This is a genomic window from Mesorhizobium sp. Mes31 (assembly GCF_024519675.1).
GTDB lineage: Bacteria > Pseudomonadota > Alphaproteobacteria > Rhizobiales > Rhizobiaceae > Mesorhizobium.
Map to the genome: position 1 here is coordinate 1 of NZ_JALJRL010000006.1, position 23557 is coordinate 23557.

General features: G+C 64.4%; 9 protein-coding genes. 6 read left to right on the forward strand and 3 right to left on the reverse strand.

The window, feature by feature from the left end:
* Positions 1 to 220: 220 nt before the first annotated feature.
* The 3 genes from NR193_RS11890 to NR193_RS11900 form a co-directional block, all read right to left on the reverse strand.
* Positions 221 to 943, reverse strand: coding sequence for a M15 family metallopeptidase (locus tag NR193_RS11890; protein ID WP_256751032.1), 723 nt, complete (start codon positions 941 to 943; stop codon positions 221 to 223).
* Between the two features lie 18 nt (positions 944 to 961).
* Positions 962 to 3052 (reverse strand): penicillin-binding protein 1C, encoded by a 2091-nt coding sequence (gene pbpC / locus NR193_RS11895; RefSeq protein WP_256751033.1) that lies wholly within the window; start codon positions 3050 to 3052, stop codon positions 962 to 964.
* 107 nt (positions 3053 to 3159) lie between these two features.
* Positions 3160 to 8658 (reverse strand): alpha-2-macroglobulin family protein, encoded by a 5499-nt coding sequence (locus NR193_RS11900; protein WP_256751034.1) that lies wholly within the window; start codon positions 8656 to 8658, stop codon positions 3160 to 3162.
* Between the two features lie 272 nt (positions 8659 to 8930).
* On the opposite strand from NR193_RS11900, the gene NR193_RS11905 reads away from it, so the two are divergent.
* From NR193_RS11905 to NR193_RS11930, 6 genes are all read left to right on the forward strand, one after another.
* Positions 8931 to 10859 carry an autotransporter assembly complex family protein gene (locus NR193_RS11905; protein ID WP_256751035.1) on the forward strand — a complete coding sequence of 643 codons (1929 nt, stop codon included), beginning with the start codon at positions 8931 to 8933 and terminating at the stop codon, positions 10857 to 10859.
* A 3-nt stretch (positions 10860 to 10862) separates the two neighbouring features.
* Entirely contained in the window at positions 10863 to 16919 is a 6057-nt protein-coding gene (locus NR193_RS11910) for a translocation/assembly module TamB domain-containing protein (RefSeq protein WP_256751036.1), read from the forward strand.
* A 265-nt stretch (positions 16920 to 17184) separates the two neighbouring features.
* Positions 17185 to 18837, forward strand: coding sequence for an ABC transporter substrate-binding protein (locus tag NR193_RS11915; RefSeq protein WP_256751037.1), 1653 nt, complete (start codon positions 17185 to 17187; stop codon positions 18835 to 18837).
* Between the two features lie 226 nt (positions 18838 to 19063).
* On the forward strand, positions 19064 to 20098 hold the full coding sequence (locus NR193_RS11920; protein ID WP_256751038.1) for an ABC transporter permease: 1035 nt from the start codon (positions 19064 to 19066) through the stop codon (positions 20096 to 20098).
* Positions 20099 to 20110: 12 nt separating this feature from the next.
* Positions 20111 to 21268, forward strand: a complete 1158-nt coding sequence (locus NR193_RS11925) for an ABC transporter permease (protein WP_256751039.1) — start codon at positions 20111 to 20113, stop codon at positions 21266 to 21268.
* Between the two features lie 63 nt (positions 21269 to 21331).
* A complete protein-coding gene (locus tag NR193_RS11930) occupies positions 21332 to 23524 on the forward strand; it encodes an ABC transporter ATP-binding protein (RefSeq protein WP_256751040.1) in 2193 nt (730 codons plus the stop codon).
* Positions 23525 to 23557 lie beyond the last annotated feature (33 nt).

The following is a 23557-nucleotide window of genomic DNA, read 5'->3' on the forward strand; positions in this document are numbered from 1 at the left end:
CTGCCTCCGTTGAACCCACGCCAAATCTACCGAATTGATAGAAATAAGATGCATTGAATGTTGCCTTTTTTGCCCTCCTGAAAAAAATCTTCGACGAGATTCCGCCGTTTTGGGAAATATTTTCCCTGGCGGGCCCTGCGTGACGAATCCAAGCCACCACTTGGCCTATCTAGAAATGAGGGTTGTGGAGGCAAGGTGGTATGGAACTGGGTCCCGCGATTTACTCGGCGGTAACCGGAAAATCGAAGCGCTCTTTCGCGAACGGTTCATCTGCCAGCGTGAAGTGCCACCATTCGCGGGGATAGTTCACAAAACCGCCGGCGCGCATGGCATCGACAAGCATCTTACGGCTTGCCACCGCTTCCTTGCCGAGCGGGCGGTGGGCGGTTTCGCTCATCGGGTCAAAACAGTCGAAGCCGGTGCCGAAATCCAGCGTGTCGGCATCGATAGCGCCGCAGGTCGGTTTCGGGCGGGACCCGTGGTCGGTTCGGGCGATGGCGAGATCGACGGTCGAGCCGCGCGAATGCGCCGACAGACGGGCGACATAGCCCTTGGCGACGAGATCGCCGCGCCTGACTTTCGGATACCATTGCGGATCAGGTGGTCCGCTTTTTCTCGTCCATTCGGCCATGTCGGCCACCGCGCGGGCGGGGCGATAGCAGTCGAACACAACCAGCGTCCGGCCCCTGGCGGCAATTGCCTTCTGAACGCCGGAGAGGGCTTCCGCCGCCTGCCGGGTGAGGATGCAGACCGGCGCGTCGTAGCCGGTCACCTTGCGGTGCAGGAAATTGTCGGATCCGGCGTAGCGGATGTCCTGGCGGATCGAAGGGTCGATATCGGCGAGGCGAACAAAGCCGGCGGGCAGGATGTCGGCATGTGTCGGCAGAACGAAAGCTGCAACCGTCAGAGCGCAAAAGCCAATGCGCTGAATCGCCTGGCGCATTCTATTCAAGGAGCGCTTTCACTCGACGAACACCTTCACACTGGCCGCACGTCCCGCGGCGTCGATGACGGTCAGGGTCGAATAACCGGCGCCGTCCGGCTGCCAGGTCGCGGTGCGGCGTCGGTCGATGCCGGTGAGCGGCTTGCCGTTGGCCAGCCAGCGGAATGGTGCGCGGCCGCCTTGCAGCTTCAGCACCAGCGGCGAGGCGTCGGCCGAATTGGTGCCGAGATCGACGCGGGCGCCGTCCGGCGGGAAGATGATGGTCGGCGCGGGTTCGGTCACCGTTGCCTGAACCAGGCCGTCCGCGCCGGCGCCGAAGCGGGCGAGCGTTACCGGCAGGTCCTCCCGCTTGGGACTGAAGACGCCGGGCGGCTTGCCCGGCAACGGCACGGTGGCGAGGCCCGAGCGGACAAAGCCCTCGAACAGGATGGGGGCGGCCGAGACATAGCCCGACAGGCCCGGCACCGCGCCGGCATCAGGACGGCCGACCCAGACGCCCAACACGTAGCGGCCATCGAAGCCGACCGACCAGGCGTCGCGATAGCCATAGGAGGTGCCGGTCTTGTAGGCGATGCCGCGCTGCGAGGCACCCTCGGGCGGCTTGACGCCCGACAGGATGTCGATGATCTGCCAGTTCGCCTGATCGTCGAGGATGGTGGCGGTGGTGCGTTCGGCGTTTGCCGGCTCGGTGCCGTCATGCAGCGTGTGCGTCTTGCCGCCATTGGCGAGCCCTGTGTAGAGCTGGACGAGATCGCGCAATGTGACGCCGACGCCGCCAAGACCTATGGCGAGGCCGGGCGCCTCGTTGACCGGCAGTATGGGGTTTACACCGGCCTGGCGGAAACGTGCAGTCAGGCGTGCTGGGCCGACCGCGTCGAGCACGCGGATCGCCGGCACGTTGAGCGACAGTTGCAGCGCCTGGCGGATGCTGACATCGCCCTGGTAGCCCATGTCGAAATTCTTCGGTCGGTAGCCGCCGAAATCGACCGGGCTATCCTCGATCAGCGTTTCCTGCGCCACCAGGCCTTGCTCGAAGGCAAGTCCGTAGATGAACGGCTTCAGAGTGGAGCCGGGCGAGCGCACGATCCTGGTCATGTCGATCCAGCCGGAGCGGCTGGCGTCGAAGAAATTGGCCGAGCCGACTTCGCCAAGGATATCGCCGGTGCGGGCGTCGGCCAGCACCATGGCGACGGACAGGCGCGGTCCAAGCTTGGTGGCGGCGTCCCTCGCCACCTGTTCCAGTCCTTCCTGGACGCTTTTGCGGATGGTCAGTTGCAAGGGCTGGCCGGGCACCGCCTTGGGCAGCATCGCATAGGCGGCGTGGGCGGCGAGCGCCGGCAGCGTGCGGCGCAGGCCCGACACATCATCGAGCGCGGCGCGCGCCGCCTCGCGTTCGCCGAGCAGGCCGGAAGACACCATGCGGGTCAGCACCCGGTCGCGGGCGGCATGCGCAATCTGCAGATTGCGGTCGGGCCGGCGCCTTTCCGGCAGCTGCGGCAGAGCGACCAGCAGGGCGGCTTCGGAGACGGTGAGCCGCTTCGGCTCCTTGCCGAAATAGGCAAGCGAGGCGGCGCGCACGCCTTCGAGATTGCCGCCATAGGGCGCCAGGGTCAGGTAGCGTTCGAGGATCTCGCGCTTGGACAGCCGCCGCTCGATCTGGATGGCGCGCAGCATCTGCTTGATCTTGGAGCCGAGGCTGCGGCTTTCGCGGGGCTCGATCAGCCGGGCGAGCTGCATCGACAGCGTCGAGCCGCCGGAGACGATATGGCCGCTGGTGGCGAACTGGCCGGCGGCACGGGCCAGCGCCAGCACGTCGACGCCCTCATGATCCCAGAAGCGCTTGTCCTCATAGGTGACCAGCATGTCGACGAACTGCTTGTCGACCTGGTCGAGCCGGGTTTCGAGCCGCCAGTAACCGTCCGGCGTGGCGAAGGCGCGCAACAGCTGGCCATCGCGGTCCTGGACTTCGGTGGAGACGGTGAGCTCTGCCGGGAGCGGGGGCGGGAAGGCGCGGTCGAGCTCCCAGAGGGAGGCGACGGAGAGGACTGCAAGGCCGGCGCACGAAGCTGCGGTTATGGCTGCCCGGCGGAAGAATTTCTTGGAGAGCATGGCGCAGCCCCTCATCCGGCTGCCGCCACCTTCTCCCCGTATAGTGACGGGGAGAAGGGAGCTGTGATGAGCGCAATCGCCATTTGCATGATCGCCACCATCGGGCCTTACGGCGCCTTGATCTCCATCATGCCGGTGGCGGTGCGGGCCGAATATTGCGGCCGGTACATGTCCTCCACCGTTGCCGCCGGATGGGCATAGGTGCCCGGCGTCACCGCGCGTACGACATAGGCAAGCGTGATGTTGCGGTCACCGTCGCCGTCATTGGGGTTGAAGGCCGCGACGAAACGGTCGTCGCGGAATTCAAGGTGGGCGGCATCGGTCTGCGCCAGCCAGGAGAAGTTCGACAATTGCGCGCTGGAGACCAGGCCCGGATTGTCGATCTCGAAACCTGCCGGCAACAGGTCGGTGATCAGCAGGCGCGAAGGCCAGCTGTTCTGCTCGTAGATCTTGAGCACGACGACATAGCGTTCGTTCTGGGTCGCCTCGGTGACGTTGGCCTCGGTGCCATCGAGCTTGTAGTAGGTGCGGTCGATGGTGAAGCCGTCACCGCTCGCCGGCAAGGGCTGGATCGGCGACGCCACCGTGGTGACGACGGCCTGCAGCGGGGTCTTGCCGGTGTTGGCGATGGTCAGCGGGCTGTCGACCAGGTCGCTGCCGTTGATCTGGTCGGAATAGCCGCCGGCATGCGGCGCGCCATTGACGGTCAGCGTGATCGAATCATTGCCTTCCTTCAGCGCACGGGCCGCCAGCAGCATCCAGGAATCGTCCTGGGTGCTGGTCCAACGGGCTTCGGCGCGTTCTCTGGTCACCAGCTTGATCAGCTCCGGCACGATCGTCGGCACCGGCTTCGATTCCGCCGCGAGCGCCAGCATCGCCGCGCCGTCACGCAGCGGCGAGCCATAGTCGGAGCGGTAGTAATCATACTCGGTGGTCGATTTGGCGAGCTGCAGGGCCGTCCGGAACGTGGCTTCCGAGCGCGGCGTGTCGCCGTAGAGCGCTAGGCTCGCCGCCAGCTGGGCAACCGCCATCGGGCTCGAGAAGGCCTCGAGCTGGGTGTCGGCATAATAACGCAGATCGCCGACCGAGGCCTTCTTGTTGCGGGCCAGGACGTAGAGGGCGTAGGCGATCTCGCTGCCACGGTCCTGTACGCTCTGGTCGTAGCCGAGCGAGTTCTGCAAATTGCTCAGCGCCTGGTTCATGGCCAGGCTCGGCACGTCGTATTTCTGCTCGCGCGCCCTGGTCAGGAAGTCGGTGACATAGGCGTCGAGCCACAAATCGCCGGAGCCCGGCCCCCACAGGCCGAAGCTGCCGCCCGCGGCCTGGTAGCTCAGCACCTTGTAGATGGCGTCCTGGACGCGGCCATGCAGGTCGGGGTCGCTGGCCATGCCGATGCCGGATGCCATCTCGTTGACGTAGAGAAGCGGCATGGCGCGGCTGGTGGTCTGCTCGGCGCAACCATAGGGGTAGCGGTCGAGCGTCATCAGCAGCGACGGCACGTCGAAGGCGGCCGCCTGCGAAACGCCGACGCTGACCGAAGCGCCGTCCAGCAGGCTTGCCGCCAAGAGCTCCTTGTCGACGCGCAGCGCGCCGCCATTGCCCTTGAGGTCGACGACCAGGCGGGTGGTGACCGGCAACTGCGCCGGTCGCACCGGCACATAGAGCGTCTGTTCGACAGCGGTGCCGTCGGCATGGGCAAGCTTGATGGTGATCGAGGCATTGCCCGCAGTCTGAGCGACCAGCGGCACGGTCAGCGTCTGGCGCTTGCCTTTTGCCAGCGTGAGCTTTTCGGGCAGCGGCTTGTCGCCGGTCGACAGATCGCCCGTCGTATCGATCGACAGCTTGTAGTCGCCGGCCGGACCATCGGTGTCGGCAACATCGAGGCGCATGACGGCGGCGTCACCAGGCGAAAGGAAGCGTGGCAGGCCGGCGGTGATTACTATGGGATCACGCACGATGACGTCCGTCTGGGCATGGCCGACCGCTTCCTTGGTCCAGGCGACGGCCATGACGCGCACGGTGCCGTTGAACTGCGGGATGTCGAAGTCGATCCGCGCCTTGCCGTCGGCGTCGAGCTGGACGGGGCCGGAGAAGAAGGCGACCAGCTTTTCGGTCGGCGGGCTGCCTTGCGTCTGCATGTTGGCGCCGTCGCCGCCGGTCCTGAGCTTGCCGGCGTTGCCCAGCGAGCCGTCGATCAGGCGGCCGTAGATGTCGCGGATCTCCATGCCCAGCATGCGCTGGCCGAAGAACCAGTTTTCCGGGTCCGGCGCCTTGTAGTTGGTCAGGTTGAGGATGCCGACATCGACGGCGGCAACCATGACATAGGCGTTGCTGCCCGGCTGCACGCCGGCGACGGAAACCGGGATCGACAGTTGCTGGCGCGGCATGGTCTTGTCCGGCGGCGTCAGGGCGACAGTGAGCTTCTTCGAGCCCGGATCGACCTTCAGCCATTTCACGCCGATGGCGCGGGCCGGCATGCGCGTTTCCTGCGCATCGCCGGGCCGGAACAGGGTTGCCGTGACATAGGCGCCGGCGCCCCAGTCGTCGCCGACCGGGATGTCGACGGTGCTGCCGCCGGCCGGCACGGTTGCCGTAACGGTCTTCAACAGCTTGTCGGCGCCGATGTTGATCAGGAGTTCGCCGGCAAAATGCGGCGAGACCTTGAGCTTGGCCACTTCGCCGGCGGCATAGGTATCCTTGTCGAGGGCGATTTCCAGGCCGTCGGGCGTTTCGGTGGTGGTCGAAGCGACATACCAGCCGGCATCGAACTCGTAGCTGGTCGCCGGTCCCTCGGGATCGGATGTCTCGACCTCGAGCCGATACTGGCCCCAATCGACCGGCACGGAGACCGTCGCGTCGCCATCGGCGCTAAGGTCGACCTGGCCGTTGGCGATCGACTTGGTGAAGGTGACCGGCTCGTAGTTCCAGGAGTTGTTGGAGCGGTACCATTGGTAGTTGCGTTCGACCTTGACCAGCGTCCACTGCGCGCCCTTCAGCGCTTCGCGCTTGCCGTCGGGGTCGACGGCGATCAGGCTGAACTTGGCCGTGCCGCCCTGCGGCACTTCACCATCGGCGAAGTCCGGACGGATGCCGATCATATGGCCTTGCGGGCGAATGCCGATGTTGAGCGAACGCTCGATGGCGCGGCCACCGGTTTCGCGCATGCGCACCGTCACCTTGGCGTCGACCAGCTTGGTGGTCGAGGGCAGTTGGTCGACGGAGACCGGGAAGGTCACCTTGCCGTCATCGCCAACCACCGGCAGATCGGCGAGGGGGGTGACCGAGGGTTCGGCCGACTGCTCGTCGGCGAGGCCGAAGGAGAAGCCCTGGAAGCGGTCCCAATCGCGGGACGTCGACAGCGTCAACTCGCCCTCGAGCGCAAGGCCCGCCGCCGGAGCGCCATAGAGGAAGCGGCCGTCAATGTCGATGTTGGCGGTTTCGCCCTGCGCGATCTCCTTCTTGTCGGCGGTCATGTCGAATTCGATGCGATCCGGCACGAAATCCTCGACCAGGAACATCTGGCTGGCCACCGCCGGCTGCTTGGGATCGGTGTAGATCGACACCGACCAGGTGCCGCGCATGGCGTTGGGTTCGAGCGGCAGGTCGACGGCATGGCCGCCGGCCGACGCGCCGTCGCTGACGATGCGGCGGTCCTCGACGCCGTCGGGGCGCGAGAAGATGAAGGTCAGCGGCAGGTTCTCGACCGCCTTGGCAGCGCCATCGCGGGAAAGGGCGGCGACATGAACATCCTCGCCGGCGCGGTAGATGCCGCGTTCGGTCCAGGCATAGACGTCGAGCGCGCCGGGCGCCGCGCGTCCGGTGACGCCGCGGTCGGACAGGTCGAAGCCGGCTTTGGACATGTCGAGGAAGACGAAATCATTGTCTCCCTGCTTCGCCATCAATACGGCCGGCACCATGCCGCCATCGCCGCGCGTCAGGCCGGGGTTGAAGACGGCGTGGCCGTCGGCATCCGATGTCGCGGTGCCGAGAACCTCATTGTTCCGGGCAACCAGCGTCAGTTCGGCGCCCGCTATCGGCTTGGCGCTGCCTAGCGAACGGGCAAAGACATTGAGCCCATCCTGGCCGGTATAGGTCGACAGGCCGATATCGGAGACGACGAACCACTGCGTGGCCATCGAATTGTAGTCGTCGCTCTTGTCGTTGACCGCCTGGGCGGTCAGCACATAGACGCCCGGCTTGCGCTGCGGCAGCGCTTCGTCGACCGGGAAGGAGGTGGTGACCTCCTTGTTGAGGTCATTGACGATGTCGAGCTGGCCCTGCCAGACCGGCGCGCCCATCTGCTCGGATATGTTGGAGATATCATAGCCGTCGAGTTGATGCAGGAATTGGTAGCCCGACAGAAGCTGCGCCAGCGAACGGTCGCCGATGCGGTAGAGCTTCATCTCGGCGGCGTTCATGTTGACGGTGACGACCGGAATGCCGCGGCGCGCGCCGGCCGGGAGCACGAAGCTGTCGCCGGTGAAGCGGGCGGACGGCGCCCGGTCTTGCACATAGATCGACAGCACCACGGGTGCGGCGGTCACTTCGCCTATTGCCGCCGGCAGGCCGGCGCGGAAGGTGACGTCGTAATGCTGGCCGTGCTCCAGTCCCTCGACGCAGATCTGCTTGTCCTTGGCCTCGACGCCCTTGGGCGGCGCGTTGTCGACGGTGACGAACTGCGCGTAATCGACGCCGGTCTTGACCAGGTCCTCGGAGAATTGCGCGCAGATGCGCGGCGCGCTGGTGTCGGCGTCGACGGTGTGGTCGATGACGCGGAAACCCTTGCGGGCCTTCAGATCGGCATAGTCGGCCTGGACGGCCGGCGAGGGCACCAGCGCAAGGCTCGCCTCATAGGCTTGCAATGCCGGCCGATAAAGGTCGCGCTTGTCGAGGCCGTTGCCGAGCAGAGCCAGTACCTCGGCGCGCGTCCTGGTGGTGCGCAGCAGCTTGTAGGCGTTGAAGGCGGCCGAAGTGCCGTTTGCCGGCAAAGTGGAGGCGTCGGATGTGTTGGCGGCGGGCTGCACGGCCAGTGTTTCGCGCGCCAGGGCAAGCCAGAGCTGGCCGTCATCCGGCATGACCGACACGGCGCCTTCGTATCTGAGCATGGCGGAGCGGTGGTCGCCGGTAAGCACGGACTGCTCGGCGGCGCTCGTCAGCGCCGCCAGCCCGTCGGTCGGCTTGATATAGGCCGGACCGAGCAGCTTGTTGCGGTATTGCTGGGCCTGGTCGGCCATCCAATTGGGGAAGAAGGCAAGTTCCGGCGGCGCGCCGATGTCGGGGTCGCCGTCGATTTTGACGACCTTGCCGGCGACCGCGCCGTTGAAGGGCTTGAGCTGGTTGTAGTCGGATTTGAGGAAACACCATTTGGCCTTGGTGTTGTATGTGAATGCGCGGCAGGCCGGATCGCCCAGACATGTCGTCTTGCACTGATCGAGCGTGACATTCTGGTCGGATCTGAGGTCAAAGCCGAAATAGTCGGAATTGGCGGTCGTAGCGATTCGCCGGGCTTCGGCCGCTTGCGCGACGCCACTCCAGGCGGAGACATTGGCCCAGGCGAAAAAGAGAAGGATCAGGATCGACAGACCACGAGCCGCGCGCATTGTCATAACACCCTCCAGACACTGCTGACGTCCGGGCATGATCAAGCTTCAGTCAAGCTTGTCAACACAGGGACGCGGCAGGGTTCCGCCTGCCAACGGTTTCCTTTCCGGCCAATGGCCGGTAGTACCTCCATAGGACAGGGGATCACGCTTTCTTGCGGCAACGCAAAGAGGTGTGAATTCCAAGCCCGTCCTATTTCAGACAATTGGATTGTGGCCCCTTTACGAGCGCTTCAGAACTTCATTCCAATTTTAGTTTTATAACCTAGGTTGTCTTAATGCCGGCGCATGAAGAGCAGATGTCAGGAGGTACCGCGCCAGGGCGCGTGCTTTCGCGCGCCCTGCTTTTGGCCATGGTGTGCTCGACCGCGCTTGTCGCCGAATCGACGCCGGCGGCCGCTTTCGAGCTTTTCGGCATCAAGCTGTGGGGTTCCTCCAGCGACGAGGATGCCGACATCGTCGATCCGCTGCGCTATGCCGTGACCATCAATGCGCCCGACGCCGACAAGGATCTGGTCAAGAGGCTCGAAAACGCCTCGACGCTCAAGGGCGACGAGGGGCACCCGGTTTCCGGGTCGCTGGGGCTGCTTGCCAAGGCGCGCAGCGATCGCGAACAGCTTGTCGCCGCCCTTTATGCCGATGCGCGCTACGAAGGCGTCGTCACCATCACCATCGACGGCAAGCTGCTTGACGATTTGCCGCCGGATGCCGAATTCAAGGGCCCGCAGCCGGTCCCGGTGGTCGTCGACATCGCCAGCGGTCCGAAATTCACCCTCGGCAATATAAGGCTGGATGGCGATGCGGCGGGGCTGATGAGCGCCGATTACGGCCTGATCGCCGGCGGCGATGCCGGATCCGGCGCGGTGCTCAAGGCCGAGGCGCTGATCGTGCTGGCGCTGAAAAAGGAAGGCAGGCCGCTGGCCAAGGTGACGGATCGCCAGATCGTCGCCGATCATGCCACCTCGACGCTCGACGTGACGCTGACGGTCGCCGCCGGGCCGGTCGCCGGCTACGGCGAAACCACGGTGGAGGGCACCGAGAAGGTCGACCGCGACTTCACCGAATACATGACCGGCCTCAAGCGCGGCCGGCAATACTCGCCCCAGGAGATCAGCGATGCGCGCGACAGGCTGCTGGGGCTCGAGGTCTTCAACAGCGTGACGTTCAAGGAAGCCGACAAGCTCGACGCAGACGGCAACATTCCGATTGGCGTCCAGGTCAGCGAGCGCAAGCCGCGCTATTTCGGCGTCGGCGGCACCTTCTCGAACACCGAGGGGTTGGGCCTGGAAGGCTATTGGGGCCACCGTAACCTGTTCGGCCGGGCCGAAAAGCTGCGCATCGACGGCGCCATCAGCGGCATCGGCAGCAATGATCTCTCCAAGCTCAACTACAATGCCGGCGTCATGTTCGAAAAGCCGGGCGTGATCGGGCCGGCGTCGAAGTTCTTCGCCCGCTTCAAGACGGTGCTCGAGCATCCGGACGCCTACGACCATTTCTCGGTCAAGGGCAGCACCGGCCTGTCCTACGAACTGACAAAGAAACAGACGGTGTCGGCTGAGGTCGCGCTCGACTATTCACGGATCCATGACGCCTTCGGCAAGCACAAATATCTGATCGCCAGCATTCCGCTGCAATATGTCTATGACAACAGGGACAATCGGCTGAACCCAACCAGCGGCTTCAGGGTGCTGGCCTACGCCGAACCGAGCTACGACATCTTGAGCGGCGCGGCCTTTCTCAAGCTGAAGGGCGAAGGATCGGCCTATCAGTCGCTGGATACGGCTTCGAAATTCGTTCTGGCCGAAAGGGTTACGGTTGGCTCGATCGTCGGCACCGGGCTTCAGAACGTTCCGGCCGACCGACGCTTCTACTCCGGCGGCGGCGGCTCGGTGCGCGGCTACGCCTATCAGGGCATCGGCCCCAAGGATTCCACTGGGCAGCCGATCGGCGGCCTGTCCTTCTTCGAGACCTCGGTCGAGATGCGCATTGCCGTCACCGACACGATCGGCATCGTGCCGTTCATCGATGCCGGCACGGTGTCAACCAAATCGGTGCCCAACTTCTCCGACGTCAAGGTCGGCGCCGGTGTCGGCCTGCGCTATGTCACGCCGTTCGGGCCGCTGCGCATCGACGCCGCCGTGCCGCTCAACCGGGATCCAGGCGATCCGCATTTCGGCATCTATGCCGGCATCGGACAGGCGTTCTGAGCGATGAAGATACTCAAGCGCATCCTTCGCATTGTCCTTTACACGCTGCTCATCGTGGTCGCCGGGGCGATCGGCGCGCTCGTCGTGCTGACCAAGACCGAGCGCGGCCGCGACAATCTCGCCGGCATCATTTCGCGCCTGGCATCGAGCGACGACCGCAAGATCACGGTCAGCGGCATAAACGGTATCTGGTCCGGCGCCTTGACGGTGGATGATGTCGTGCTGGAAGACCGCCAGGGCGCCTGGCTGGTGGCCCGCAAGGTCGCCGTCGACTGGTCACCGCTGGCGCTGCTGTCGAAGAATTTCAGTGCTGACCGCATTGCCGCCGACCGTATCGAACTGGCGCGGCTGCCGGTGGCCGGTACGCAACAGCCGGCGCAGAGCGGTACGACGACGCTGCCTGTTTCCATCGACATCAAGCAGATCGACCTGCCCGAAATCGCGCTTGGCCAGCAGCTGGCTGGCAGCGGCATCGCCGAACTTGCCGCCAAGGGGATGCTCAAGGCCGATGCCGCGCCGCTGGCGGTCGAGACGACACTCAACATCGCCCGCCATGACGGCAAGCAGGGCAATGTCGACGCCAAGATCCACTTTGCGCCTGATGACAACAGGCTCGATCTCGACCTCAAGGCTTCGGAGCCGGCAGGCGGCATCATCGCCAATCTGCTCAAGCTGCCCGATACGCCGCCAGTCGACATAACCGTCTCGGGCACGGGACCGCTCGCCAACTGGAACGGCATCGCCACGTTCACGGTCGACGGCAAGATTGTCACTCAGCTGACGGGCCGCCACCAGTCGACCGACAAGGGCAGCCATGTCGAGGCCAAGGGCGACGGTGAGTTCGAGCGTTTCCTGCCCGAAAATCTGAGGCCGCTGTTTGCCGGCAAGACCAGCTTCGATGTCGCGGGCACCGCAACATCAGCCGGTGGCATCAGTATCGATCGGGCCAGCATCGACACTGATGCCGTGCATGGCACCGCGACCGGCATCGCCGATCCTGCCGGCGCCAGCGATCTCTCGGTTGAACTCGCCGCCAAGGGCGCGCCTGTGCAGATCACAGTGGGAAGCGCCGCGCAGCCGATCGCGCTGGCGATCAGGAATGCCACCGCCCGTGCATTCGGCGACGGCAAAGCGCCGATCGTCGATATCACTGCCTCGCTGGCTTCGGTGGTGGCGGGCGGCACCCAGCTGAACGATCTGGCCGCGCAGATACACTCCGACGGCTTCGATATCCAGAACAGGGCCGGGCCGGTTGCCGTCAAGCTGCAGGCGGGTGGCCTGAAGACCGATGTCGCGACGCTGGCGCCGCTGATTACCGGCAAGGTCGATGTCGACCTGGTAGGATCGGTCAGCAAGGACGCCATTGCCATCGACCAGGGCACGTTGCGCTCCGACGCGCTCAACGCCTCGCTCACCATGACCGTCGCGCTTGCCGATCTGTCGATACAGCTCAAGATGAATGCCGACGCCGTGTCGACGGCCTTGCCGCCACAAATCAGCTCGGTGCTCGGCGAGCGGGTGAAATTCTCGGCCGCCGCGACGCGCGATCCGCAGGGGTCTTTTTCCGCCAATTCGATCTCATTCACCTCCGGTTCGCTCAGCGCCAGCGGCACCGCCAGCGTGCAAGGCACCGACATCCAGGCCGATATCAAGGGCAGGCTGGGCGACGTCTCGGTGCTGTCGCCGATGGTCGGCGTGCCGGTTGCCGGCGGCGTCGATTTCGCGCTGTCGGCCAGCGGACCCAGGACAGCGCCGGATTTCACGGTTTCCGCCGACAGCGACAGCCTGACGGCGTCTGGACGTACGGTGAAGGCGATCAAGCTCACCGCAAGCGGCAAGGCAGACATATCAAGCCCTTCCGCTGACGTTTCGCTGACCGGCTCCGTCAACAACCAGCCGCTCGACATCAAGGCGGCGCTGGTGACCAGCGAGGGCAAGCGTTCGATCAATGGCTTTCTGGTTTCGCTGGGCGACAACAAGGTTTCGGGCGACCTGGCGCTGGACGACAAGTTCATGCCTTTGGGCACGCTGACGCTCGACGCGCCGGCCATCGATCAGTTGGCGGCACTTGCCGGCCAGGCGGTGACGGGCGACATCAATGGCACCATCCGCTTTGCCAAGGAGGGTGACGCGCCCTCCGTCGCCATCGATGCGAAGAGCACGTCGATCGCGCGCGGCGAGGTGACGGCCAAGGCCATCACCGTCAACGCGCTGATCGCCAACTATCTCAAGGCGCCGGCGATCTCCGGCACCATAAAGGCCGACACCGTGACATCGGGCACCACCGAAATCAGCGGCATCGGCGTCGACCTGAAACGCGATGGCGACTGGACCAATTTCATCGGCGGCGCCACCATAGCAGGCATTCCGGCGACCGCGGCAGGCCGGGTGAAGATCGCCCAGGGCACCACCAGCGTCGAAATCGCCTCGGGCGAGGCCACCGTTCGCGGCATCAAGGCGGCAATCGCGGCACCGTCGACGCTGACCATCGCCAACGGCACGACCACTGTCGAAAAACTGGCGCTGGATGTCGGCGGCGGCTCGGTGGTCTTGTCCGGCACCGCCGGCCAGACACTCGATCTCGCGGCACAATTCTCCGCGCTGCCGGCAGCGCTGGCCAATGATTTTTCGCCCGGCCTCGATGCCGTGGGCGCACTCGGCGGCACCGCACAGGTTACCGGTTCGCCGTCCGCTTCCGAGGTTCGATTCAACGCGGAACTGGCTGGCGTCGAGACCAGCCAGACCCGCCAAGCCGGGCTCGGGCCGCTCGCAGTCGACGCGGCCGGCAGCTACACCATGGCCGGCGGCGTCGTTCTCGACCATGCGACGCTCTCCGGCGACAAGATATCTGGCAAGGCAGCCGGCACCATCAATCCGAACGGCGCCAGCGATTTCGCCGTCGATCTTACCTCGTCCGGTCCCAGCCTGCCGCTAACGTTCGGCAGTGCCGCGAGCCCGGTGAAGATCGAAATCCAGTCCCTGTCGGCAAAGGTTGCAGGCGAAAGCACGAAAGCCCGCTTGGATGTCTCCGCGATCCTGCCGTCAGTCACCACCAGCCCGGCCAGGGTGGACGGGCTTGTCCTGGCGTTGCATTCGGACGCGTTCGATCTCAAGAGCCGCGCCGGACCGGTTTCCGGCACGGTGTCTGTGGACAAGGTTGGTCTCGACAATGCCACCATCGCGCCGCTGATCGCCGGCAAGGTGACGGCAGCGCTCAACGCCCGGCTGACATCGGACGCCGTCGCCATCGACAGCGGTTCGCTCAAGAGCGATGCGCTCAACAGCCAGGTCGCCGGCCAAGTCTCCCTCAGCGACGGCGCCATCGACCTCAAGCTGAGCGCGGATGCCCCGTCATCGGCCTTGCCGGCGGCGGCGCGGGGCATCCTTGGCGAACGCGCGCAGATCAGCGCCACACTGAAGCGCGACCCGAACGGCGGCATCAATGTCGATGGGCTGAAGCTGGCCTCGGGCGCACTGACCGCACAGGGGCAGGCGAGCCTTGCCGACAACAAGCTGGCCGCTGACATCACCGGCTCTCTTACCGATATCTCGTTGCTGTCCAAAGACGCCAAGGGCGCCATTGCCTTTGCGCTGAACGCCCAGGGGCCGGCCATCGCACCGGATTTGTCGCTGACGGTCAACAGCGATCGGCTGCTCGTGGCGGAGCGCGAGATCACCGGGCTGAAGCTCACCGCCACCGGCAAGGCCGATGCGGCCAACCCGGCGGCCAACGTGCAGCTGACCGGCAATGTTGCCGGCCAGGCGCTGCAGGGCAGCGCGGTGCTGGCCACCGCCGACGGCAAGAGCGCCATCAACGGCCTGCTGCTGTCGCTCGGCAAGAACAGGATTTCCGGCGATCTGGCGCTGGACGAGAAGTTCGTGCCGGTCGGCACCGTCTCGCTCGATCTGCCCGATATCGGGCCGCTTGCAGCACTGGCGCTGGAAAAGGCCGAAGGCGACGCGCGCGGCACGATCGCCTTCTCGAAGAATGGCGCAGCACCCCAAGTCGCGATCAAGGCGGCGGCGGCCTCGATCACGCGCGGCGACCTCCAGGCGAAAGCCGTCTCGGTCGATGCGCTGATCGCCAACTATCTGGCGGCACCGGTGATCTCCGGAAAGATCCGCGCCGACACCGTCATCTCGGGCGGCACCGTGATCAGCGGCATCGACGTCGATCTGAAGCGGGACGGCGACTGGACCGGCTTTTCCGGCGGCGCCACCGTCAAGGGCATTCCGGCCAAGGCCACGGGCCGGGTGAAGGTGGCCAACGGCACCACCACCATCGAGCTCGCATCCGGCCAGGCCACCGTCCAGGGCATCAAGGCGGCCATCGCCCAAGCCTCGACGATCAGCATCGTCAATGGCACGACGACCCTGGACAGGCTGGTGCTCAACCTCGGCGGCGGGACGGCGACGGTGACCGGCAAGGTCGGTCAGGCGCTCGACATCAACGCGGCGGTGGCGCGGGTGCCGATGTCTCTCGCCAACAGTTTCTCGCCCGGGCTCGACGCCGCCGGTTCGATTTCGGGCACGGTAAAGGTGACGGGCGCGCCGGCAAGCCCCGCCGTTGCCTTCAATATCGACGCGGCCGGCGTGCAGACGTCGCAGACCCGCGCCGCGGGTCTCACCGCACTGAGCGTTTCCTCTTCCGGTAGCTTTGCCGCCAACAAGCTGACCTTCAATGCCAATATCGGCGACGGCGCCGGCCTTGGCCTCAAGGGCGGCGGCACGGTGACGACGTCGGGCACGCCGGCGCTGGCGCTCGACTTCAATGGCGCCGTGCCGTTTGGTATCCTGAGCCAGAGGCTCGCGGCACAGGGCCTGTCGCTGAGCGGGACGGCCAATGTCAACGTGCAGGTGCGCGGTCCAGCGACATCGCCTGTCATCGGCGGCAGCGTCAGCACATCCGGCGCGCGCCTGATCGATGCGCGCTCGGGGCTTGCCGTCAACAACATCGCCGCCGACGTGTCGATCGGCGGCGGCGTCGCCAGGATCAACCGGCTGACCGGAACGCTGTCGACGCGCGGCAGCCTGTCGGCCAGCGGCACGGTCGGTATCAATCCGGCGCAGGGTTTCCCGGCCGACCTGTCGATCAAGCTGGTCGACGGCCGCTATACGGACGGCCGTGTGGTGACCGCCAATCTCGGCGGGGACCTGACGATCAAGGGACCGCTGACGTCGGCGCCGGCGATTGCCGGAACCATCAATCTCGCCAAGACCGTGATCACGGTTCCAGACAAGTTGCCGGGCTCGCTGGCGGCGCTCGACGTCAAGCACAAGAATGCGCCGGGTGCCGTACGGGCGCAGGACAAGGCGTTGCGCCCGGCGACGACCAGCGGCGGCGGTGGCGGCGGCAGCGGTCTCGCCCTTGATGTCACGGTCAACGCGCCGAACCAGATCTTCATTCAGGGCAGGGGCGTCGATGCCGAACTCGGCGGCTCGCTCAGGCTGACTGGCCCGGCCTCGTCGCCGCAAGCGGTCGGCACCTTCACCCTGCAGCGCGGACGGCTGTCGATCCTCGGCAAGCGGCTGACTTTCACTGAAGGCACGGTCGGCTTTTCCGGCTCGCTGGTGCCCTATCTCAACCTGACGGCGACAACGACGACGACCAGCGCCACCGTCACCATTGTCGTGTCGGGTGAAGCGACCAATCCGAAATTCACTTTCTCCTCGGTGCCGGCATTGCCGGAGGACGAGGTGCTGGCGCAATTGATCTTCGGTCGCTCGATGTCGAACCTGTCGCCACTGCAGATTGCTCAGCTCGCCGAAGCGGCCGGGCAGTTGGCCGGCGTGGGCGGCTCGACGTCGCTGCTCGAAAACCTGCGCAGCGCCATCGGCGTCGACGATCTCGACGTTACCACCGACGACAAGGGCGGCACCGCGGTTTCGGCCGGCAAGTATCTGAACGACCGCACCTATGTGACGATCCAGAAAGGCGACAAGCCGGGTTCGGGCAAGGCGACCATCGACCTCAATGTCGGGCGCGGCGTCAAGCTGCGCGGCGAGGCCAACGACGCCGGCGAAGCCAAGGGCGGCATCTTCTACGAGAAGGAATATTGATGTTTCGGCCGGGTTTTGGCCTTATCGCGGCTTGAGACTGGCGCTGTCCGGGCCCGGGCAAATGTCTCAGTTTAATGAACTATCGAGATTCCAGCGGAATCCGTCGGGCAGTAGCAATTTTGCGCCAAGACTGTCGTTATCACGCGAACCGCCCCCCTTCCAAAGTTGCACATTCCTGAACATGTTCCCAATCCATGTCGTCTTTGACATCAGGGCCTGGATGCGGAATGTTAAAAGGCGGAAAGCCAACAATGGGAGTTAAGTCATGACGATCTATAAGAGTAATGGCGATCGCGTTCCGGATCACATCCTGGCCATGGCCGAAGAAGCCAAGGCAGGTAAGGTCGATCGCCGCGAATTCCTGGCCATGGCCAGCGTGTTTGGTGCATCGACGGCGATGGCCTACGGCCTGCTCGGCCTCGCCGACCCGACGCCGGCCAAGGCCGAAGAGGTAAAAGGCAAGAAGGGCGGCACGCTCAAGGTCGCGCAGTGGATCAAGGATCCTAAGGACCCGCGCAAGTCCGACTGGTCGGAAATCGCCAATGCCGAGCGCCAGGCGCTCGAGCCGCTGGTCAAGTACACCACCGAATACACGTTCCGCCCCTATCTGCTGGAAAGCTGGGACGTGAACGACGACGCCACCGAATACACGCTGCATGTGCGCAAGGGCGTGACGTGGTCGAACGGCGATGCGTTCACCGCGGACGACGTCATCTTCAACCTGAAGCGCTGGGGCGACAAGAAAGCCGAAGGCAATTCCATGCCCGGCCGTCTCGGCTCGCTGGTCAAGGACGACAAGCTCGACGAAAGCGCAGTGACCAAGAAGGACGATCACACGGTCGTGCTGAAGCTTAGCAAGCCTGACATCGCGCTCATCCCGAACATGTGCGACTATCCCGGCCTCATCGTCCACAAGAGCTTCGACGAGAAGGGTGGCGACTTCAAATCCTGCCCGATCGGCACTGGACCGTTCGAGCTCGTCTCCTACGATGTCGGCCAGAAGGTGGTCTACAAGCGCCGCGCCGACGACAAGTGGTGGGATGGCGAGGTGTTCCTCGACGGTATCGAGTTCATCGACTACGGCACCGATCCGGCGGCCATGGTCAGCGCCTTCGAAGCCGGCGAAGTGCACACCAACTTCGAAACCTCGGCCGACTATGTGTCGATCCTCGACGGCATGGACCTTGTGAAGTCGGAAGTGGTGACCGCAGCGACCATCGTGTGCCGCACCAACATCAAGAACAAGCCCTATGACGACCAGAAGGTGCGCAACGCGTTGCAGCTCGGTGTCGACAACAATGTCGTCCTCCAGCTTGGCTACGGCAATGCCGGCACCGTCGCCGAGAACCACCATGTCTGCGCGATCCATCCGGAATATTACGAACTGCCGAAGATCAAGCGCGACCCGGCCAAGGCGAAGGCCCTGATGGCGGAAGCCGGCCAGGCCGATTTCGAGCACGAGCTGATCACCGTGGACGAGGACTGGCACAAGAACACCGGCGACGCGATCGCCGCCCAGCTGCGCGACGCCGGCATCAAGGTGAAGCGCACCGTGCTCCCGGGTTCGACGTTCTGGAACGACTGGACGAAGTATCCGCTGTCGATGACCAACTGGAACATGCGCCCGCTCGGCGTCCAGGTTCTGGCCATCGCCTACCGCACCGGCGAAGCCTGGAACGAGGCGGCCTGGTCGAATCCCGATTGGGATGCCAAGCTCAACGCCGCGCTTTCGGTCGCCGATGCCGCCAAGCGCAAGGAGATGATGAAGGATATCGAGCAGGTGCTGCAGGATTCCGGCATCATCATCCAGCCGTACTGGCGCAAGCTCTTCAGCCACTCGGTCAAGGCGGTGCAGAACTACAAGATGCACCCGACCTACGAGCATGACTACGGCAAGGTCTGGCTCGACCAGGCCTGATCCGGATCGAAGGGGAAGGGGGCGTTGCCCCTTTCCCCTCACTCTTTCGCAGCGATCTGAAGCCAGGAGTGTGCACTGCAAAAAATTGCGGACTCCCCGGACAAGATCGTGCAATAAATCAAGAGCTGATCGCATCCGAGGGCCTGTTTGACAGCCGCCCCGCCGGTAACGGCAGGCAAGGCTTTGGAGCCGGCTCAAACCCCAACCCCATCGGCAGGGGGCCGCCATGCTTTCTTTCGTTATCAGGCGTCTCGGCACCATGGCATTGACGATGCTGTGCCTGACGATGATCGTCTTCTTCCTGATCAATCTCGAGCCCAATCTGAAGAAGCTGGCGATCAGCCAGACGGAAATGCACACCTCGGCCGAGCAACTCGAAGGATGGCTGGTCAATCACGGCTACCGGCAGAACTTCTTCGTCCGCTACGGACAGTGGCTGGGCGTCCTGCCCAAGCAGCCGGTGACCGACCCGACGACAGGCAAGCCGGCGCAGCGTTTCACCTTCTGCAACGATCCGGTGGTGCCGACCTTCTCCGGCGTTCTCGAAGGCGATTTCGGCTGTTCGACCAAGTTCAAGGCGACGGTCGCCTCGAAGCTGTTCCCGGCTCTTGGCGCCACCGGCATCCTGATGTTCTGGGTGCTGGCGGTGATGGTGCCGATCTCGCTCTTGATCGGCATCCTGGCCGGCATGCGCGAGGGTTCGCGAACCGACCGGGTGCTTTCGGTGGCCTCGATCGCCTCGACGGCGACACCTGAATATGTGTCGGGCGTCATCTTCACCGTCATCTTCGCCTCATGGCTCGGCTGGCTGAACGGTTCGGCCGCATCGGCCAGCCAGGGCATCACCTTCTACAATTTCACGCTGCCCGTCATGACGCTGGCAATCTACGGCATCGGCTATATCGCCCGCATGACGCGCGCTTCGATGGTCGAGGTGATGACGCAGCAATATATCCGCACCGCCCGATTGAAGGGTCTCTCCTTCGGCAGCGTGGTGGTGAAACATGCGTTGCGCAATGCGTTGATCGCGCCCTTCACCGTCATCATGCTGCAGTTTCCGTGGCTGCTCACCGGCGTCGTCATCGTCGAGGTGATGTTCCGCTACCAGGGCTTTGGCTACACGCTGGTCGAGGCGGCCGGTAACAACGACATCGATCTCTTGCTCGGCTGCTCGCTGGTCTCGGTGTTCATCGTCCTGATCACGCAGCTCATTTCCGATGTCGGCTACGCGTTTCTCAATCCGCGTATCAGAGTCCAGTAGGAGATCAGGCGGATGCAGATCGAATATATCAGCGCCGTCAGTGTCGTGCTCGGAGTGCTGTCGCGCTTCTGGCCGGTGTGGATCGCGCTCGTCATCGTCATGGGGGCGAGCTTCGCCTACAAGAAGAAGCTGGCGCTTTACGGCCAGTTGTTCGATAGCGGCGTCGGCATTGTCGGTGTCGGCATCTGCCTGTTCTGGCTGTTTACGGCGATCTTCGCATCGACCATCTCGCCTTTCGATCCGCTGGCCCAAGTCCCGGAGATGAAGGACACGCTGCCGGGTGCCATCGAGGCGAAATCGGGACTGGTCTATCTGTTCGGCGGCGACAAGCTGGCCCGCGACGTCTTCTCGCGCATGGTCTATGGCAGCCAGATCGTGCTGATCATCGCGCCGGCAGCGACCGGCTTCGCGCTGATGGTCGGCATCACGCTCGGCCTGCCGGCCGGCTATTACGGTGGCAAGATCGATACCGTGCTGTCGTTCCTGGCCAACCTCGTGCTCGCCTTCCCGGTCATCCTGTTGTTCTACCTGCTGGTGACGCCGGGCATCATGGACACGCCGATCCCCTATGGGTTGGCCGGCGTCTTCTTCCTGTTTCCGATCATCTTCTTCAGTGTGCTGTTCTGGACGCGCTACAAGAACCGGCCCGACCGGCTTTATCTCCTGCTCGGCCTGACGCTTGTGATCGGCGGCTGGATCTATGTCGGCCTCGTGTTCGATCGTGACCCGCTGCACATCGTGCACATCGATCCCAACCAGCTCAACATCTTCGTCGCCGTGGTGTTCGCCTCCAGCCCCGGTGTGTTCCGCATCGTGCGCGGCCTGGTGATGGACATCAAGACGCGCGACTACGTGGCGGCGGCGCAGACGCGCGGGGAATCGCCCTGGTACATCATGCTGTGGGAGATCCTGCCCAATGCACGCGGGCCGCTGATCGTCGATGCCTGCCTGCGCATCGGCTACACCACCATCCTGCTCGGCACACTCGGCTATTTCGGCCTGGGCCTGGCGCCGGAAAGCCCGGACTGGGGCACCGCGATCAAGGACGCCAGCCGCCTGCTGCGCTCCTTCATCCACCCGGCGCTGCCGCCGACGATCGCGCTGATGTCGTTCGTGCTGGGGCTCAACCTGCTCGCCGACTCTTTGCGTGAACAATCGATGAAAGACTGATGGGCTGGCCTTCGACCCCAAGAGCGAAGAGCCGGACCTGAGAACCAAGGATTGGAGCGACCCATGAATGAGGCAGTTCGAAATCCCGCGGCACCGATCATCGAGATCGAGAACCTGTCGATCTCCTTCTTCACCCGCAAGGGCGAGATACCGGCGGTCATGGATTTTTCCTGCACCGTCATGCCGGGCGAGGCGATGGGCATTGTCGGCGAATCCGGCTGCGGCAAGTCGACCGTGTCGCTCGGCATCATGCGCGACCTCTCCAACATCGGGAAGATCGTCGGCGGCAAGATCAAGTTCCAGGGCAAGGACATGGGCGAGCTCTCCGACGAGGAGCTGCGCGCCATCCGTGGCAACAAGATCGCCATGATCTACCAGGAGCCGATGGCGAGCCTCAATCCGGCGATGAAGGTCGGCCAGCAGCTGATGGAAGTGCCACTGATCCACGACAAGGTGTCGAAGGAAGAGGCTTATAAACGGGCGCTCGAAATGGTGCGCTCGGTCAAGCTTCCCGACCCCGAGCGCATGATGCGCTCCTATCCGCACCAGCTCTCGGGCGGCCAGCAACAGCGCATCGTCATCGCCATGGCACTGCTGTCGAAGCCGGCGCTGCTGCTGCTCGACGAGCCGACGACGGCGCTCGACGTGACGGTTGAGGCGGGCATCGTCGATCTGGTCAAGGGGCTGGGCGAAAAGTTCGGCACCTCGATGATCTTCGTGTCGCACAATCTGGGTCTCATCCTGGAGACCTGCGACCGCATCACGGTGATGTATTCGGGCGAGGCCGTGGAGACCGGCAAGATCAAGGACGTGTTCGACCGGATGCGCCATCCCTACACGCAAGGTCTGTTCCGCTCGATCCCGCTGCCCGGCGCCGACAAGAATTCGCGGCCGTTGATTTCCATCCCCGGGCAATTGCCGCTGCCGCACGAACGGCCGAAGGGCTGCAATTTCGGCCCGCGCTGCCACCATTTCGTCGAGGGCGTCTGCAACGCCGCCGAAATCCCGATGATCGAGGTCGCGGGCCACGAGGGGCATTTCTCACGCTGCGTGCGCTTCAACGAGATCGACTGGGAAGCGCTGCCGCCCGGCGCCAAGAAGGTCAATGAGCGGGTCGTGCCCGGCGCGCCGGTGCTCAAGATCGAGGACCTGCGGAAGTATTACAAGGTTGGCGGCAACGAGGTGTTCGGCTCGAGCGAGGGGCGTGTCGTCAAGGCCAACGAGACGATCTCGTTCATGGCGCGCGAATCCGAGACCGTCGCCATTGTCGGCGAATCCGGCTGCGGAAAGTCGACGCTGGCCAAGGTGCTGCTCGGACTGGAGACGGCAAGCTCGGGTACTGTCACGCTGGGCAACAAGGAAATCCAGTCGACCGGCATCGAGAGCCGCAGCGTCGACACCGTGTCGTCGATCCAGATGGTGTTCCAGAACCCGTTCGACACGCTCAATCCCAGCCATTCGGTCGGTTCGCAGATCATCCGCACGCTGGAGAAATTCAAGGTCGGCAAGACGGTTGCCGACCGCCGCAAGCGGATGCTGGAACTGCTCGACCTGGTGAAACTGCCGCGGGCCTTCGAGACCCGCAAGCCGCGCCAGCTTTCGGGCGGCCAGAAGCAGCGCATCGGCGTGGCGCGCGCCTTTGCCGGCGACGCCAAGGTGGTGGTGGCCGACGAGCCGGTCTCGGCACTCGACGTGTCGGTGCAGGCGGCGGTGACCGAATTGCTGATGGACATCCAGCGCAAGAACAAGACGACGATGCTGTTCATCAGCCACGATCTGTCCGTCGTGCGCTACATCGCCGACCGCGTCGTCGTCATGTATCTCGGCTATATCGTCGAGCAAGGCACGACCGACCAGATCTTCGCGCCGCCCTATCATCCCTACACCGAGGCGCTGCTGTCGGCGATCCCGATCGCCGACACCAGCGTGGTGAAGCGGCACATCGTGCTGGAGGGCGACATTCCCTCGGCCATGAACCCGCCGTCCGGCTGTCCGTTCCAGACACGCTGCGGCTACAAGAAGCTGGTGCCGGACAATCTGTGCGAAACCAAGGTGCCGCCGGTGAAGCATCTCGGCAATGGCCATATGAGCCTGTGCTGGCTTTCCGACGATGTGCTGGCCAAGATGGAGCCGGTGATCAAGTTCGACAAGGAACATGCCGCCCGTGAAGGCGTGCCGGAGGACGCGCCGCATGTGACGGACGCGGGCCCGACGGCCGCCGAGCCCAAGCGCCCACGCGGCAAGAAGCCGAACTGAGCGGCAAGAAGGCGAAGTGACCGATCGAGGTTA

Bases quoted from the DNA above. Each gene is read 5' to 3' on its own strand.
- NR193_RS11890 (WP_256751032.1), bottom strand. From the start codon at position 943: ATGCGCCAGGCGATTCAGCGCATTGGCTTTTGCGCTCTGACGGTTGCA.
- pbpC (WP_256751033.1), bottom strand. From the start codon at position 3,052: ATGCTCTCCAAGAAATTCTTCCGCCGGGCAGCCATAACCGCAGCTTCG.
- NR193_RS11900 (WP_256751034.1), bottom strand. From the start codon at position 8,658: ATGACAATGCGCGCGGCTCGTGGTCTGTCGATCCTGATCCTTCTCTTT.
- NR193_RS11905 (WP_256751035.1), top strand. From the start codon at position 8,931: ATGCCGGCGCATGAAGAGCAGATGTCAGGAGGTACCGCGCCAGGGCGC.
- NR193_RS11910 (WP_256751036.1), top strand. From the start codon at position 10,863: ATGAAGATACTCAAGCGCATCCTTCGCATTGTCCTTTACACGCTGCTC.
- NR193_RS11915 (WP_256751037.1), top strand. From the start codon at position 17,185: ATGACGATCTATAAGAGTAATGGCGATCGCGTTCCGGATCACATCCTG.
- NR193_RS11920 (WP_256751038.1), top strand. From the start codon at position 19,064: ATGCTTTCTTTCGTTATCAGGCGTCTCGGCACCATGGCATTGACGATG.
- NR193_RS11925 (WP_256751039.1), top strand. From the start codon at position 20,111: ATGCAGATCGAATATATCAGCGCCGTCAGTGTCGTGCTCGGAGTGCTG.
- NR193_RS11930 (WP_256751040.1), top strand. From the start codon at position 21,332: ATGAATGAGGCAGTTCGAAATCCCGCGGCACCGATCATCGAGATCGAG.